Source organism: Streptomyces sp. NPDC005483, assembly GCF_040606035.1.
Lineage (GTDB): Bacteria > Actinomycetota > Actinomycetes > Streptomycetales > Streptomycetaceae > Streptomyces.
On record NZ_JBEXEA010000039.1, the window covers coordinates 56,449 to 70,754 of the forward strand.

Here is a 14,306-nt window from a genome sequence, read left to right on the forward strand (position 1 = left end):
GGTGGGCGAGAGGTCAGAGATCGGTGCCGTCGCTGATCCACCAGGCCGCGGTGGATCCGGCGAGCACGCCCGGCGGGCACGGCCCGCTGGTGAGCAGGGGAGAGCCGGGCACGGGGGCCGGGGTGGGGGCGGTGCCGAAGTTGACGGCACAGACCATGCCGTCCCCCCTGACGAAGGCGAGGACGCCCGGTGAGGTGTCCAGCCAGCGCAGACTGCCCTCGCCCAGTTGCGGGAGGGTGTGTCGCAGTTGCAGGCCGTCGCGGTACAGGTGCCAGAAGGAACGTGTGTCGGCGAGGGCACGGTCGGTGACGTATTCGGCGAAGTACTCCGGTTGCGGCAGCCAGGGCTTGGCGCCCTCCGTACCGGAGGTGAAGCCGAACGGGGACGCCTGGCCGGACCAGGGCAGCGGCACCCGGCAGCCGTCGCGGATCCGGGCGCGGCTGCCGGTGCGGCGGAAGATGGGGTCGGTCAGGACGTCGTCGGGCAGGTCGACGACCTCGGGCAGGCCGAGTTCCTCGCCCTGGTAGATGTAGGCCGCTCCGGGCAGCGCAAGCATCAGCAGCGCGGCGGCGCGGGCGCGGGCGGCGCCGAGGCCGCTGCCCTCGGGGGTGGGTTCGCCGTAGCGGGTGACGGTGCGGACCTGGTCATGGTTGTTGAGGACCCAGGTGACCGTGGAGCCGGTGCCGGCGATGTCCGCCATGGCCTCGGAGATCACCTTGCGGAAGGCGTCCACGTTCCAGGGCGCGCTGAGCAGGTCGAAGAAGAAGGCCTGGTGCAGTTCGCCGGGCCGTACGTACTTCGCGTGTTCCCGGGCGCTGGGCACAGACACCTCGCCGACGAGGAGGCGTTCCTCGCCGTCCCGGGCGGTGTACTCCTCGCACAGGGACCGCCAGCGGATCCACACGTCGTGCACCTCGGGCTGGTTCCAGGCGAGCGGGTTGACCGAGTCGCGGGTGCGGGCATCGGCCTCGGGGTCCGGCGAGTCCGGCAGTTCGGGGTGTTTGTACAGACCTGCGGCGACATCGATACGGAAGCCGTCGACCCCACGGTCGAGCCAGAACCGCAGTACCCGGTCGAACTCGGCGGCCACCTCCGGGTCGCGCCAGTTCCAGTCGGGCTGCTCCGGGGTGAACATGTGCAGGTACCACTGGCCGGGGCGGCCGTCCGGCTCGGTGACCCGGGTCCAGGCCGGGCCGCCGAACATGGCGTGCCAGTTGTTGGGCGGCTCGGCTCCGTCGGGGCCGCGGCCGTCGGCGAAGTGGAACCGCTCGCGGGCCCGGCTGCCGGGTGGTGCGGCGAGAGCCTCCTGGAACCAGCGGTGCTCGCTGGAGCAGTGGTTGGGAACGATGTCGAGGAGGACCTTGACGCCCAGCCGGCGCGCGGCGGTTATCAGCCGGTCGAACTCGTCGAGGTCACCGAAGACCGGGTCGACCTCGCAGTAATCGGCCACGTCGTAGCCGTGGTCGTGCTGTGGGGAGGGGTAGAAGGGACTCAGCCAGATACCGTCGACGCCGAGCTTCTTCAGGTAGGGCAACCCCGCGCGGACCCCGGCGAGATCGCCGATGCCGTCTCCGGTGCTGTCCAAAAAGCTGCGGACGTAGACCTGGTAGATCACCGCGTCACGCCACCAACAATGCCTGTCCAACCGATTGACCTGTCTGTGCGCCACTCGTTATGCATGCATGTTAGGTATGCGTTTCAGCAACGTGTCAATGAACTGGACGAGGTTGCTCGAAAAAAGTGCCCCGCGAATCGGCCACATGCACACAGAATAGGCACTTGGAGCGGGTGTGAGGTGCGATCACATACCTAACGCGTATCTAGCGCTGGGTGATACGGTCGAGCTCCTTCGCCAGTCGGCGAACAGCTTGCGCCGACGTCTCCTGTCCGGTGAGGACGTCATGTGTGACCGCCTGCACCGCCAGGCTGACCTGGTCGTACCGCGGGCTCTTGGGGCGCGGTGCGGCGGAGAGCACGGCAGTGCGCAGCGTGGGAAGAAAGGGATACCGACGCACCAGTCCGGCGTCCTGGTACAACGCCGCCCGCACAGGGGGCAGCGCTCCCTCGGTGAGTACTCGGCGCTGCACCGGCTCACTGGTGAGGTACTGGATCAGGCGCACGGCGGACTCGGAGTGCCGCGTGTGCGTGCTGATCGCGAGGTTGGATCCCCCCAGGACGCTGACCCCGGGCCCGTCCGGGCCGGGCAGCGGAGCCACCCCGACCCGTCCGGCGATCTTGGATTCGGCGGACGGAGCCAGGACGTAGGGCCAGTTGCGGAGGAAGAGGAGCCGGCCGTCCTGGAACGCCCGCCTGGATTCCTCCTCCTTGTACGTGAGCGCCGCTTCGGGTATCCAGCCTTCTCGGACACCGCGCGCCAGGAAGCCGATGCCACGGCGGGCGGCGGCGCTGTCCACGGTGACGCGGCGCCCGTTCTCCCCGAGGATGGTGCCGCCGGCGGAGTACACCGCCTCGGCCACGTTGACGGTGAGCCCTTCGTAGGGCAGGAACTGGCCGGCGTAACCGTCCAGGCCGTACTCGGGCGCGATGGTCTTGGCGTCCCACTCCAGCTCAGCCCAGGTACGGGGTGCGGGCACACCCTCCTTGTCCAGGATGTCCTTGCGGTAAAGCAGGAGTCCGGCGTTGGTGACGTAGGGCACGGCGTACAGCCGGTCCTCGTACGTCGCGGTGTCCACGACGGGCGGCAGGAAGGACTTCAGCGGGAAGCCGGCACGCGCCAGCGGACGGACCCACCCGGCAGCGGCGAACTCCGGAGTCCAGTCGACGTCGATGTTGAGCACGTCGAACCGGCCGCGTCCGCCGCGGCGCAGGTCGGTGGCCATTTGCGCGTGCGTCTCGTCGGCGGAGTCGGGCAGTTCCACCAGGGTGACGCGTTCCGCGGGATGGGCGCGGTTCCAGTCGCGCAGCAGCGGGCCCAGGTAACCGGTGAGATCCCCCGCGGTGGCCAGGGTGAGCGGTCCGCGGCCGGTCCCGCCGACAGCCTCGGAGCCCGAGGCGGCGTAACCGGTCATGACCACGATCAGGGCGAGAAGCCCCCTACCGGCGGCACGCATCCACCGCATCGGCTCCTCCTCGTACACCGGCACTGTGAACCCGGCCGGCCATCAGGCCATGTATACCCGCTGGGCATGGGCGATACTAGGCCCCCGAGCACAACAGGCGGATCACGCGGCTGGGAGGAGAAGCACGAGTGCGCCTGCCCCTCCTGGCACTCCTGGCCCGCGGCCCCGCCCACGGTTACGAGATGAAACAGGCCCTTGAGCAACTGCTGGGCGCTGCGTACCCTCAACCGAACATCGGCCAGATCTACGTCACCCTCGGCCGCCTGGAGAAGGCCGGTCTCATCCGGGGCGAGGACGTCGAGCAGTCCAGCCGGCCCAACAAGAAGATCTACCATCTCACCGACGCTGGCCAGGATGAACTGCGTGGCTGGTTCGCCGAGCCCGAGAACGAACCACGGGTGCGGGACGAGTTCTTCCTGAAACTCGCCCTGGCCCCGGGGACCGGTCTGGCCGATCAGATAGCACTGATCAACAAACAGCGGCGGCAGTACCTCAACACCATGCGCAGCCTGTCCAAGCTGCCCGGCGCCGAGGACCGGGACAACCGCATCGCCCAGTTGCTGATCGAGGGTGCGATGCTGCACCTGCAAGCCGACCTCGACTGGCTGGAGCGGTGTCAGGAGGAACTGGAGGGTCCGCAATGAGTGACCGCGTCATCCCCGCCCCGGCCGCGGGCGCCACCGATCGTGCTGCTCCCGGGGGTCTCCTGCTGCGCGCCGAGCAGCTCGTCAAGACCCACCACGGCGAGGGGGCGCCGGTCCGGGCCGTGCGCGGGGTGGACCTGTCCGTGCGGCACGGTGAGTTCGTGGCGGTCACCGGGCCGTCCGGGGCGGGCAAGTCCACGCTGCTGCACCTGCTGGGCGGGCTGCAACGCCCCGACGAGGGCAGCATCTGGCTGGACGGCCGGTGCACCAACGCCTACAGCGAGGCCCGCTGGGCGGAGGAACGCAGGAAAACCATCGGTATCGTCTTCCAGTTCTTCAACCTGATCTCCAATCTCCCTGTGGCCGACAACGTGGAGCTGCCCGCCCTGCTCGCCGGCCGCTCCCCCCGGCAGGCCCGCGCCGCGCGGCAGGAACTCCTCGCGGAGCTGGGTCTGCGCGGCAAGGAACGCAGCATGCCCGCTGAGCTGTCCGGCGGCGAGCAGCAACGGGTGGCGCTCGCCCGCGCGCTGGTCAACGATCCACCGCTGCTGCTGGCCGACGAGCCCGCGGGAAGCCTGGACAGCAAGGGCACCCGCGAGGTGATGCGGTTGCTGTCCGGCTTCCACCAGCGCGGTCAGGCCATCGTCCTGATCACGCACAACGCCCGGCTGGCGAGTGCGGCGGACCGGGTGATCAGTTTCTTCGACGGCCGCGCCGCCGCCGACGTACCGCTCGAAGGCGCCGCGCCCCGGGGTTCGGCCCTCTCGGACGTGCTCGAACTGCGGGCGGGCGCGGACCGGGACTGACGGCGGCTGCGCTTGGGCCGGGGGATGTGGACAGTCGACACGTGTGAGAGGCTGAGCACGATGCGAGCTACATTGCGGTGGACGCACTCCGACCTCCGCTCCCACCGCGGAGAAGCGCTGTTCATCGTGGTCGCCACCCTCGGCGTGGTGACGTCCCTGCTGACGGCGGTCGCCCTGTTCGGTTACGCCACCAACCCCTGGGAGCGAGTGTTCGCCCAGTCCCACGGGGCACATGTGTGGCTGCATCTCGCCGGCAGCGCCGATACCCGGCCCCTCACCGGGCTCGACGGGGTGGAGGCGGTGGCCGGTCCTTACCGCACGGAGTCCGTCACCGTGTCCGCCCGGGGTATCCGTGCCGCCGCCGAACTGCGCGGCACCCCGGTGCTGCCGTCGGTGGGCCGTCCCCTGGTCACGTCCGGCCACTGGATCGACCCCCGGCAGCCCGACGGCGTGGTACTGGAGAGCCGGCTGGCCCATGCCCTGCTGGCCGCGCCGGGGGACGCCGTCACGCTGCCCGGCACCGGGCGGATGCTGACCGTGGTGGGCGTCGCCGACACCGCCGAGCCACGCTACCGCCCCGGTGACCAGCCGGGTCTGGTGTGGGCCGCGCCGGCCGCCCTGCACGGGTCGGGCAACCTCGTGGTGGGCCTGCGGCTGGCCGACCACGAGGACACCGACTACGCCGTCCAGCGCGCCGTCACCGTGCTCGGCTCCGGCGCGGTCGGGGAGATCTCCACGTGGCAGCAGGCCCGGGCCGCCGCCCAGGGCGACAACAGGCTGCTCGGGCAAGTGCTGGGGCTGTTCGGACTGGCATCGCTCCTGGCCGCCGGACTCACGACGCACGGGGCCATCAGCACCCGTGTCCAGGGCCAGTTGCGGGACATCTCGGTGCTGAAGGCGATCGGCTTCACGCCCGGCCAGGTGGTCCGGATCTTCCTGCTCCAGCACGTGGCGTACGCCCTGGCCGGTTCTCTGCTCTCGGCCGTTCTGTTCGAGGCCGCGGGCGACCGTCTCCCGGGACAGCTCGGAGAGGCCGTCGGCGTGTGGCAGAGGCTGCCGTCCCACACCACTGCCCTGCTCGCGGTACCGGTCGGCGCCGTGCTGTTCATCAGCGCGGTCACCGGTCTCGCGGCCTGGCGGGCAGGGCGAGTGCCGTCGGTACCGGTACTGCGCCAGGCAGCGCCCGTGGGCGGGCCGCTGCCCGGTCTCACCCGCCGGACGCTCGGTCTGGGGCTGCCGCCTGGCCCGCTGCTCGGCTGGCACCTCCTGCGCGCCAACCGGCTGCGCACCCTCGTCACGATTGGCCGGTTCACCCTGCCGCTGCTGCTCATCGTCGCCGCGCTGAGTGCCTGGACCACCATCGACCGCTTCCACAGCCGGCCGGACCGGCTCGGTCTCGCCGCCGCCCTGACCGTCCGGCCGAACGGCGGCGTGAGCGAACCGGAGACACGTGCCCTGCTCGACGCGGAGCCGGAGGTCGCCGCCGTCTATCCCGGGGCGGAACTGGCGGCGCTGGTTCCCGGCCAGACGGCCACGATCGCCCTGCGCGGCCTCGGCACCCACGCCCACCCATACCCGTACGCCCTCGCTGAGGGCCGTCCGCCCCGGGGGCCGGACGAGGCCGTCGCCGGGCAGGGCCTGCTCGACCTGCTCGACGCGCGGGTCGGGGACTGGGTGCGGATGACGGTGGGCGGCAGTCCGCAGATACTGCACATCGTGGGCCGGAGCATCGAGGTGGAGAACGGCGGGCGGGTCGTCTCCACCACATTGGACATCCTGCGGGAGAACGACCCGGGGCTGCGGGCCGACATCTACCAACTGCGGCTGCGCCCGGGTGCCGATCCGCACCGGGTCGCCGGGGCGCTCCTCGCCCACGGCCGAGGACACCTCGACGTGCACACCGTGGCCAACCCGGCCGACGGGCTGCCCGCCCTGCGCGGCATCGTCGCGGGCCTGGCCGGCGTCCTCGCGCTGATCGGAGCCGTCGAGCTGCTGACCGTGATCGGCGGTGCTCTGCGAGAAGGCCAACGCGATCTGCCGGCCCTGTGGGCGATCGGCCTGTCGCCGCGTCAGATCGCTTCGATCACCGTGTCGGCGACCGCTGGCGCGGCGGCGGCGGCGGTACTCCTCGCCCTCGCCGCCGGGTTGCCGCTCGCCCACTGGCTGATCAACGCCCAGGGCCGGTCCAACGGCGTCGGCAGCGGCATCGCCGCGCTGCCCTCGCCCGCGTCGCTGCTCCTGTTCGGCTGCTGCGCGGTGGGCGGCGCCGTGCTCCTCGCCGCCGTACCGGCGGCCCGAGCGGCTCGGCTGCGGCTCACGGACACGCTGGACACGGTGGCGTGAGCCGGCCGGGCGGCGAATCACCACATGTGAGTACGGCCCAACATTCCTCGTAGTCCTCATACCCGCGGCGGTGCAGTGCATATACGCTTATGACACCCGTATCTCATGGGGCAGGTGTCGGCGCGGCGGCCGACCCGCGCGAGCCGTTGGATCGGTCTTCGGACCCGCGGCCCCTGACTCAGAAAGGTGTGAGTAGCGTGGAAAGTACGGCAGAGGTTGCCCGACTCGCCCCGGAACGGCCGAAGAGCGCGGTCACGCTGACCGACGAAGCCGTGGCCAAGATCACCGAACTGCTGGCGCGCGAGGAACCGGGGATTGCCCTCCAAGTGGCCGTGGAGCCCGGCGGATGCGCCGGCCTGCGCTACAAGCTCTTCTTCACCGACCGGTATTCCAAGGCACTGGCCTTGGTCCGCGCCGAGCGGGAGGGCAAGCCGGCTCCCGCGGCGGACGACCCGGAGACGGCCGAGCAGTGCGCCGCGCTGGAGGCCGACGACATAGCGGTGGGATGGTTCGGGCCGGTCAGCGTGGTCACCGCCGCGCACGACGACCACCAGTTGGAAGGGGCCCGCATCGGGTACCAGGAGACATTGGAGAGCTGGGGTTTCACGATAGACAACCCCAATTCGAAGGCGCCCTGCGCCTGCAGCAGCAACGAACCGTGCGGCTGAGATGCCGCTCGGGCCGGCGGGTACGTCGGTCCGAGCGGCATGAGGCCGATGCGGTGTTCCGCCCCGGAGGCAAACAACTCAGGTCCAGTGAGTTACATGTTCACTCCGCCCCTTGGAATCGCCCACTCCCTGTGAGATGTTCACCTGCGGACGCGTGAACGGACACACCTCGTCCCGCTCACGTGCGGGTGAAGGAGATGGTGTGCGGGAGGAGAGGGTGTCTTGCCGTGACGGATCCCGCTTTCGCACCGGTGACCTCGGGGCTGCCATGTGTGCCTCTGACCTCCGAGATGGAGGCCCAGCTTCGCTGGCCCGAGTTGAGTGTTCCGCAGCGACTGGCGGTACTGGCCGCCGTCCATGAGGACATCGGAACCTTGCTCACCACGAGGACGGCGCACTACGCGACGATTGCCGACGGGGTCCGGGGGCGGCCCGTGTCGCCGGTCGTCCTAGGCTCGGGGCCGGCCGTCGCGGAACCGACCCCCGAGCCGGCCTCGATACCCGTCCGAAGCGGGGCGCCGGACACCTCGGCACACCCTTCCACCTTCCGACGGGTCTCGCGGCTCGACCGGAACCGTGAGCACGGCTCCCCGGCACACGCACCCGCGTCCGTTCGCGCTCCGCACAGCCGTCTCTCCTCCGTGCCGAGGGCGTTTCTCGACGCTCCCCCCTCGGCTGCGGCCCCCGCCGTGACAGACCGGGCGGAAGCCTCGACGAGTGGGGCACCGGCCGGGGCGCCCACGGCCGTCGCCGGCGCGAAACCCCTGAAGCCCGTGCCCGCCCAGTCCCTGCCCGCCGCCCCGGAGCCCGCGCGGGAGGCCGCGGGCACGCGCCCCGAACCGGCCGCGTGGCCCCCGGCGTTCCCGGCCCCGTCCACCGCGCCGGACGGCTCCGAGCCGTCCCGCACGGAAGCCACCCCGCCGTCACCGGAGGTGCGGACGGGGCCGGCACCCAGCCGGCGTCCCCCCTGGTACACCGCGCACGGCATGCTCGGCGAGGCGGAGATCCACGGAGTCCTGGGCCAGCCACCGCAGGACGCCGAACGGATGACGGCCGAGCTCGTCGGCGCACTGCGGCCGTACCTGGGCGACGAGGGGCTCGCCACCGTCACACGGCAGGTGACGGACCTGCTCGCGGACGAGGACGCGCACCAGTGGAACGAACACCTCGACAAGGGACGCGTGTTCGAGGCCGGCGGCCATGTGGTGTGGCTGCGCCCGGCGCTCTCCGGCATCCGGCAGCTGACCGTCACCGCAGAGCCCGCGCCGGACGGGGTACGCACGTACTCCGTGCGCTGGAGTTCCACCATGGCGCACCACTTCTCCGCCCAGAATGTCTCCCACTCGGCGGAAACGTTTCTCTTCGCCCTGCTCGACGTAGGCTCGGCCGTCGCCTCCGCCATGGTGCTGGGTCTCCCCCAGTTCAGCGCGGAAGCGGGGCGGGTGGAGCGCACCGATCACCGGCACAACCTCATCGCCGGCCACAAGCTCTTCGTCGGCGACACCGTCGCCTTCGTGGGCGACGTCAGACTGCGGATCTTCGTCGACGGTGTCGAGCGCACACCGCCGCAGGCCGGCACCGCGGCCGAGGGCGCGGGGCCCGAGCCGCGCCGTCTGATCGTCAATTTCCCCGCCGAGTTCACCGGCGGCGGCGAACCGCACCTCGACGAACCCGGTGCGGTTCCGGCTCCGGAGCGGGAGTCCGAGAGCGCCTCCGCCCCCGTCACGGCACCGGCCGTCCGGGCCAGGCTGCGACGCGGTGGTGAGGTGCTGAACGCCGCGGACACCAGCGAGGTGGTGTCCGCGCTCCAGCGGTACCTTCTCGCCGACGCCGGCCTGGGCCCCCGAAGCGTCGCCCGTTTCACGGAACGGGCCCTGGAGCACCTCAGCGAGCGCACCGTCCGGCTGCGCGCAGCCCTCCTCATGACCAGCGGAGACCACACCGGGACCCTGCGGGTCCCGGCCCCGTTCGGCAACGGGTTCACCGGGCATCTGCGTATCCGGCTGCGGCCGAGACGGGCGCAGCTCGTCGCGGTGACCGACGCGGTCAAGGTCCGGGACGACCTGGGCGCCGGGTACGCGCGTTCCCTGACCGAGGGCGGCTCCTCGTCCGTGGCCACGGCCGTGAGCCTGAGCGCCGTGGGCCTGACGTCCGGCGCGGGAGCGGGCGCGAATCACCCCCGGGTCGCCGGCCTCGCACCGCTCGCCGTCCTCTCGGGCGCTCTGGGCAGACGCTGGCAGTACAGTGCCACCGCGCAGACCCTCAGCCACACCATTTTCAACTCGACCGAGTCACGGGCCCGGTACAACGCCCTGCTCGACGCGGAAGTGCAGTTCGTCCCGGACAAGGGCGGCATGCCGCCTCCGTTGACCGCGCCGGTCCGCTCCGACCTCGCCGTACCCTGGCTGGACGGCCAGGGCGCGGCCGAGTTCGAGTGGCGGCTGTCCGGACGGGTCGTGTCGCCGTACCTCACCGACCCGTACCTCACCGATGAGGACAGCGGCAAGGGCAAGGGCACTGCGGACGGTTCCGCCCGGCCACTGCCCGCCCAGCCCTCGGCCGAGGCGGTACCCGGAGACACCTCGGACGCCTACGACGTCGTCCCGCCCGGCCCGCTGCGACTGCCCGGCTACGACGCGCCGGACATGCTCCGGCAAGGCGGCGAGATGGGTTTCTCCTCGGCTTCCGCGCTGCCCGGAGCCGAACTCGTCGCGGACTTCTTCCGCGACCGGCTCGCCGAGGCGTACGGTCCGGCCCGCTCCGGCGCGGACTGGCTCCGGGTGGAGCGAGCTCTGACGATGCGTTTTGGGCGACCCGCTCTGGAGGGCACCGCACAGGACCTGGCCGCCGGCATCGTGGAGGACGTCCCCCTGGGCGATCGTGTGTTCCGGCTCGCGGTCCGCGGCCATCTGCTGGGCGCGAGCGCGCCGGACCGGCCGAGCCCAGCCAGTATCGACGTCCGCGCCGCCGCCACCACCGTCACCGTGGGAAGCCGGGGCCGGCACTGGAAGGTGTCGCTGTCGGCGGGCGGCGCCGCCCGGCTGAGCATCCTGGCCTGGCTGAAGGCCCGGCTCGGCGCGCTGCGCACCGGAGTCTCGGTCGAAGGCGGCACACAGACCGGCTTCACCTCGGGCACCTCCGCCTACCGGCGCAAGGGCAACGAGAACACCAGCCGGGCCAGTGTCCACGACATCGCCTACGAGCTGTCCCTGCGCTCCGTCGACGGCAAGGCACGGGTGGAGGAACTGGTCTGGCTGCACCTGCCGGGCGATCTGGTGGCCGAGCTCCTGACCCCCGAAGCGGACACCGGGCTGCGGCCGGTGGTAGTCGCGGACCGGAGCACGACGACGCCCGCCTACCTCCGGCAGTGGCCGGCGGAAGATACCGGCCTTGACTTCACACGCGGCACCACCGGTCTCTACCCCACCTTCGCCGGCACCCCGCACCTTCAGTTCTTCGCCGCCAATCTCTACCACGGCGTGCTCGGCAAGCCCTGGTCACGGCATTTCGCCGCGTGGCCCAAGGAGATCCTCGACACGTTCAGACCGAGTGAACTGGCCGCCCGCTTCGGACACCTCACCTCGGCGGCCGGACACACGGTGCGGCTGCCCGGGTGGGACGGCTGGTCGGTCGCCCTCACCGTCCGGCTGCGTGCCCTGCGGCCCGAACTGATCGCCACCCCGGGCGAGGGCGTCGAGATCGAGCACTATCTGCGCACCCTGACCCGGCGCGGTCTGGCGACCTCGCAGAAACTGTCCCTGAGCGCGGACCTCAGCCTCGGCGTCCAGGCCGAGGTGGGAACGCACGGTTCCCCGGCCGTGGGCAGCGCGGCGGCGCACGGCGGATCGGAAGCCCATGAGGAGCACGCCGTCCGCGCTGTCGCCGCCGGCAATACCGGCTCCGGCGGTACCGCGAACGGCAGGGTGGTCGCCACCGGCCACGGCGGTGCGCAGACCCGCTGGTCCCGGGGCCTGGAGAAGAACACCGGCTCGATCGAGATTTCCCGAGGCACGTACAGCGGCTCGTTCTCGACCTACCGGACCGATCCGGTCTTCTCCCTCACCTTCGAAGCGGTCAAGGGCAAGACCGTCAAGTCCCTCACCCGGTACGTACGCCTCGACGGTGGCCTGGACCTGGAGGTGCCCGAACGACGGGTCGAGGACCTCTTCGCGCCGGACCGGACCGGTTCAGCCGCTCCACGAACGCCCGAGGCGTCCACCAGCACTCCCCCGGGCGGTCACTTCCGTGACTACGCGGAAGGCCGGCTGCCGCGGACCCTCGGCTGGCCGGAGGTACTCGACGCGGACGGTGTCGCACCGGAGATCGTCCGGCGGCTGCGCGCCCGTGGCGTGCTGGCGGCAGCCGGACGGCCGGGCACCGAGGAGCAGCGCGACCTGGAGCGGGCCCTTCTCGCCCGCTTTCACCGCGACGAGCTCCAGGCCGGGCTGCCCGCCCTGCTGGACCAGGGCGTACACGCCTGGCTCCCCGTGTCGGGCATGCTCGGTTCGACCCATTACCTGTCCGTCCGGGTACTCATCGAGAGGGTCGACCCGGCGCGCTCCCAGCGTCCGCGCCCCGACCTCCGGCTCACCCTGCGCGGTGAGTCCGTCGAGGAGCGGCACCGCAACCTGTCCCGCGGCACCGGCTGGGGCGCCGGAGCCGGCGTAGCCGCCCGCGGCGGTACGCATCCGCAGCAGGACGAGGAGGACGGCGCGCGGCTGAGCGCCGCGCGGCACGGCGGCGCGGACCTGTCGGCCGGGTACTTCGCCGGAGTCGTCCGGTCGGGCAAGACCACTGACAAGAAGGTCGGCATCTACCGGGCCTCGACCACGAAGGACGACACCGGGTACGAGTTCGAGCACGGTGTCGGATTCCGGATCGAGCTGATGCTGACCCGCGAACTGCCCCAGGCTGTGGAGGCGGTGCTGGGTGATCTGCCCCGGGGTGTGACGTCCCTGTGGCGGACCGCGCGCCACTTCCTGCGCGGCCGCCGGGAGCCGGAGCGTCCCGTCCATCGTCCGGTGGCGCGCCGGCCCGCTCTCCTGTGGCGGGAGGACGGCTCCGCTGCCACCGACCTGGTCGGCGGCAGCCTGCGGTACGTCGTACCGCAGCACTTCACCACCCCTCGGGACCTGTCACGGCCCGGCCCGTACACCTCGCCGTTCGCCCGGACGTACGGCGTCGCCCCGCGCTGGGAGGCCGTCGAGCCGCGGCCCCCCGCGGACGCGGTCCTGGACGTGTTCCATCCGTGGGACGTTCCGGCAGCGGGCGCGGTCCAGCGCTGGGCGAAGGTGGCCGCCGCCGGCCGAGCGGCCCGGCCCGACCTCACGCGCGACGAGGTGTGGGCGGTACCGGGGCTGGACGCCACCACGACGGAGGGGCTCACCTACGAGAGCGCCACCCGGGAGGACCAGCTCCGGCCCTTCGTGGCCGACCTGCTGAAGAACACCTACCGGGTGCCGTTCGGGCACGGGCACGTCACCGTCGGTCTGCGGATCACGGCCGCCCGGCCGCTGCGCGACGTCACGGAGCCCCGGATGAAGCAGCGTCGTTACGAACAGGTCGACCAGGAGCGCGAGTCCGGCATCGAACGGGTCTCGGGCCACTATCTCGCCGCGGGGCCCGAGGGCAGGGGGCCGGGGGCGGACGACAGCGTCCTCCTGGGCCGCGGCGCGGGGGTGCTGGACATCGCCCGGGAGACGGGGCACGGCGGCAGCGCCTTCGAGACGGAGGAGACCAACCGCGAGGCCACCCGCACCTGGCGCCACTACGTCTTCGATGTCACCGTCCTGCTCACCCCCAGCTCCGGCTCCACGCCCCTGCGCGTGGACGTTCCCGAAGGGCTTTACGGGATGCTGCCGGTGTCCGCGGAAGGACAGGTTTCACCGGAGGTGCGGGAGTGGCTGCGCTCGCTGGAGACCGTGGACGTCAGGCAGGTCCACAAGCCGATCACCGGGACAGCCGACGGCACACCGCCCGGGGCGGAGTCCGCGCCGTCGGCCGCCACCGCACCAGCTGCCCAGGCCGTCGACGCCGCGGCCGTCGCCCGGGAACGGCCCTGGTCGGCACAAAGTTTCGAACAGTCGCGTCAGCTGCTGTCGGAACTACCGACCCGTGTGGTGCGTCACCCCTTGTCGTTCGACCTGGAGACCTTGACCAGGCTCACGCCCGACCGGCTGGCCGAACTGTCCTCACTGGGATCCCGGCAGGACGTCCGGACCGCTGTGCACCAGGCAGCGCGTCGCGCGGCGGCCTCGATCCGCCGGCACGTCGCCTCCAGGGCGCCTCGGCGCGTCTCCATGGCCAACGCCGAGCTGATCCTGCGCTTCCCGTCCAGCGGCCCGGGTCTTGACGGTAGGTCCGACGACCTGGCCCTGTGGATGGAAATGTCCCAGGTCATAGCGGACTTGCTGCGGCACCGGGTACGTGTCGTGCTGCCGGCCGGACGTCACAACGTTTTGGAGATCTGCCCCCAGTGAACCTCTTTCATCCTGAATAGTCGCAGGTCAAGAGTGTGTGGATGGCTTGTACGACGGTGCCGATACGCCGGGTTGAACATCGGGCTCGCCGTAACAGTCGCCAGGATTTCAGCTGTGCGAAGGCGCGCTCGCCCGGAGCCCGCAGCCGGGCATGGTCGCGGTTGAACTGCTGGTAGTGCTCGGGCTGTTCATGGTGGTGGTAGTAGGGGGTGCGGACGGTGGCGCCGGCACCCCGGTAGGCCCGGTCGGCGAGCACGAGGATCTGCCGGGTCAGGCACGCTTGGAC

The 14,306-nt window shown here is 71.5% G+C and carries 8 protein-coding genes; 5 read left to right on the forward strand and 3 right to left on the reverse strand.

All coding sequences use genetic code 11. The features are described from left to right. Positions 1-13: 13 nt before the first annotated feature. Complete coding sequence (locus ABZT06_RS42550) at positions 14-1,645, reverse strand: glycoside hydrolase family 13 protein (protein WP_355753401.1); 1,632 nt, start codon at positions 1,643-1,645, stop codon at positions 14-16. A gap of 175 nt (positions 1,646-1,820) precedes the next feature. Next, positions 1,821-3,080: an ABC transporter substrate-binding protein gene (locus ABZT06_RS42555; RefSeq protein WP_355753403.1), complete on the reverse strand. Its 1,260-nt coding sequence runs from the start codon at positions 3,078-3,080 to the stop codon at positions 1,821-1,823. A 128-nt stretch (positions 3,081-3,208) separates the two neighbouring features. Between ABZT06_RS42555 and ABZT06_RS42560 the strand changes: the two genes are divergently transcribed. The 5 genes from ABZT06_RS42560 to ABZT06_RS42580 all read left to right on the forward strand — a co-directional run bounded on the left by ABZT06_RS42560 (position 3,209) and on the right by ABZT06_RS42580 (position 14,020). Beyond that, positions 3,209-3,724: a PadR family transcriptional regulator gene (locus tag ABZT06_RS42560; RefSeq protein WP_355753405.1), complete on the forward strand. Its 516-nt coding sequence runs from the start codon at positions 3,209-3,211 to the stop codon at positions 3,722-3,724. Further along, the gene (locus ABZT06_RS42565; protein ID WP_355753407.1) at positions 3,721-4,530 is read left to right on the forward strand and encodes an ABC transporter ATP-binding protein; all 810 of its coding nucleotides are present in this window, start codon (positions 3,721-3,723) and stop codon (positions 4,528-4,530) included. Before ABZT06_RS42560 ends, ABZT06_RS42565 begins: the two co-directional genes overlap by 4 nt. Positions 4,531-4,590: 60 nt before the next feature. Further along, positions 4,591-6,873 carry an FtsX-like permease family protein gene (locus ABZT06_RS42570; protein WP_355753410.1) on the forward strand — a complete coding sequence of 761 codons (2,283 nt, stop codon included), beginning with the start codon at positions 4,591-4,593 and terminating at the stop codon, positions 6,871-6,873. A 197-nt stretch (positions 6,874-7,070) separates the two neighbouring features. Next, positions 7,071-7,541 (forward strand): hypothetical protein, encoded by a 471-nt coding sequence (locus ABZT06_RS42575; RefSeq protein WP_355753412.1) that lies wholly within the window; start codon positions 7,071-7,073, stop codon positions 7,539-7,541. 773 nt (positions 7,542-8,314) lie between these two features. Next, on the forward strand, positions 8,315-14,020 hold the full coding sequence (locus ABZT06_RS42580) for a hypothetical protein (protein WP_355753414.1): 5,706 nt from the start codon (positions 8,315-8,317) through the stop codon (positions 14,018-14,020). Between the two features lie 7 nt (positions 14,021-14,027). Here ABZT06_RS42580 and ABZT06_RS42585 read toward each other — a convergent pair. Continuing rightward, on the reverse strand, positions 14,028-14,306 hold a 279-nt coding region (locus ABZT06_RS42585; RefSeq protein ID WP_355753416.1), incomplete at its 5' end, for a transposase family protein.

Bases quoted from the DNA above. Each gene is read 5' to 3' on its own strand.
- ABZT06_RS42555 (WP_355753403.1), bottom strand. From the start codon at position 3,080: ATGCGGTGGATGCGTGCCGCCGGTAGGGGGCTTCTCGCCCTGATCGTG.
- ABZT06_RS42565 (WP_355753407.1), top strand. From the start codon at position 3,721: ATGAGTGACCGCGTCATCCCCGCCCCGGCCGCGGGCGCCACCGATCGT.
- ABZT06_RS42570 (WP_355753410.1), top strand. From the start codon at position 4,591: ATGCGAGCTACATTGCGGTGGACGCACTCCGACCTCCGCTCCCACCGC.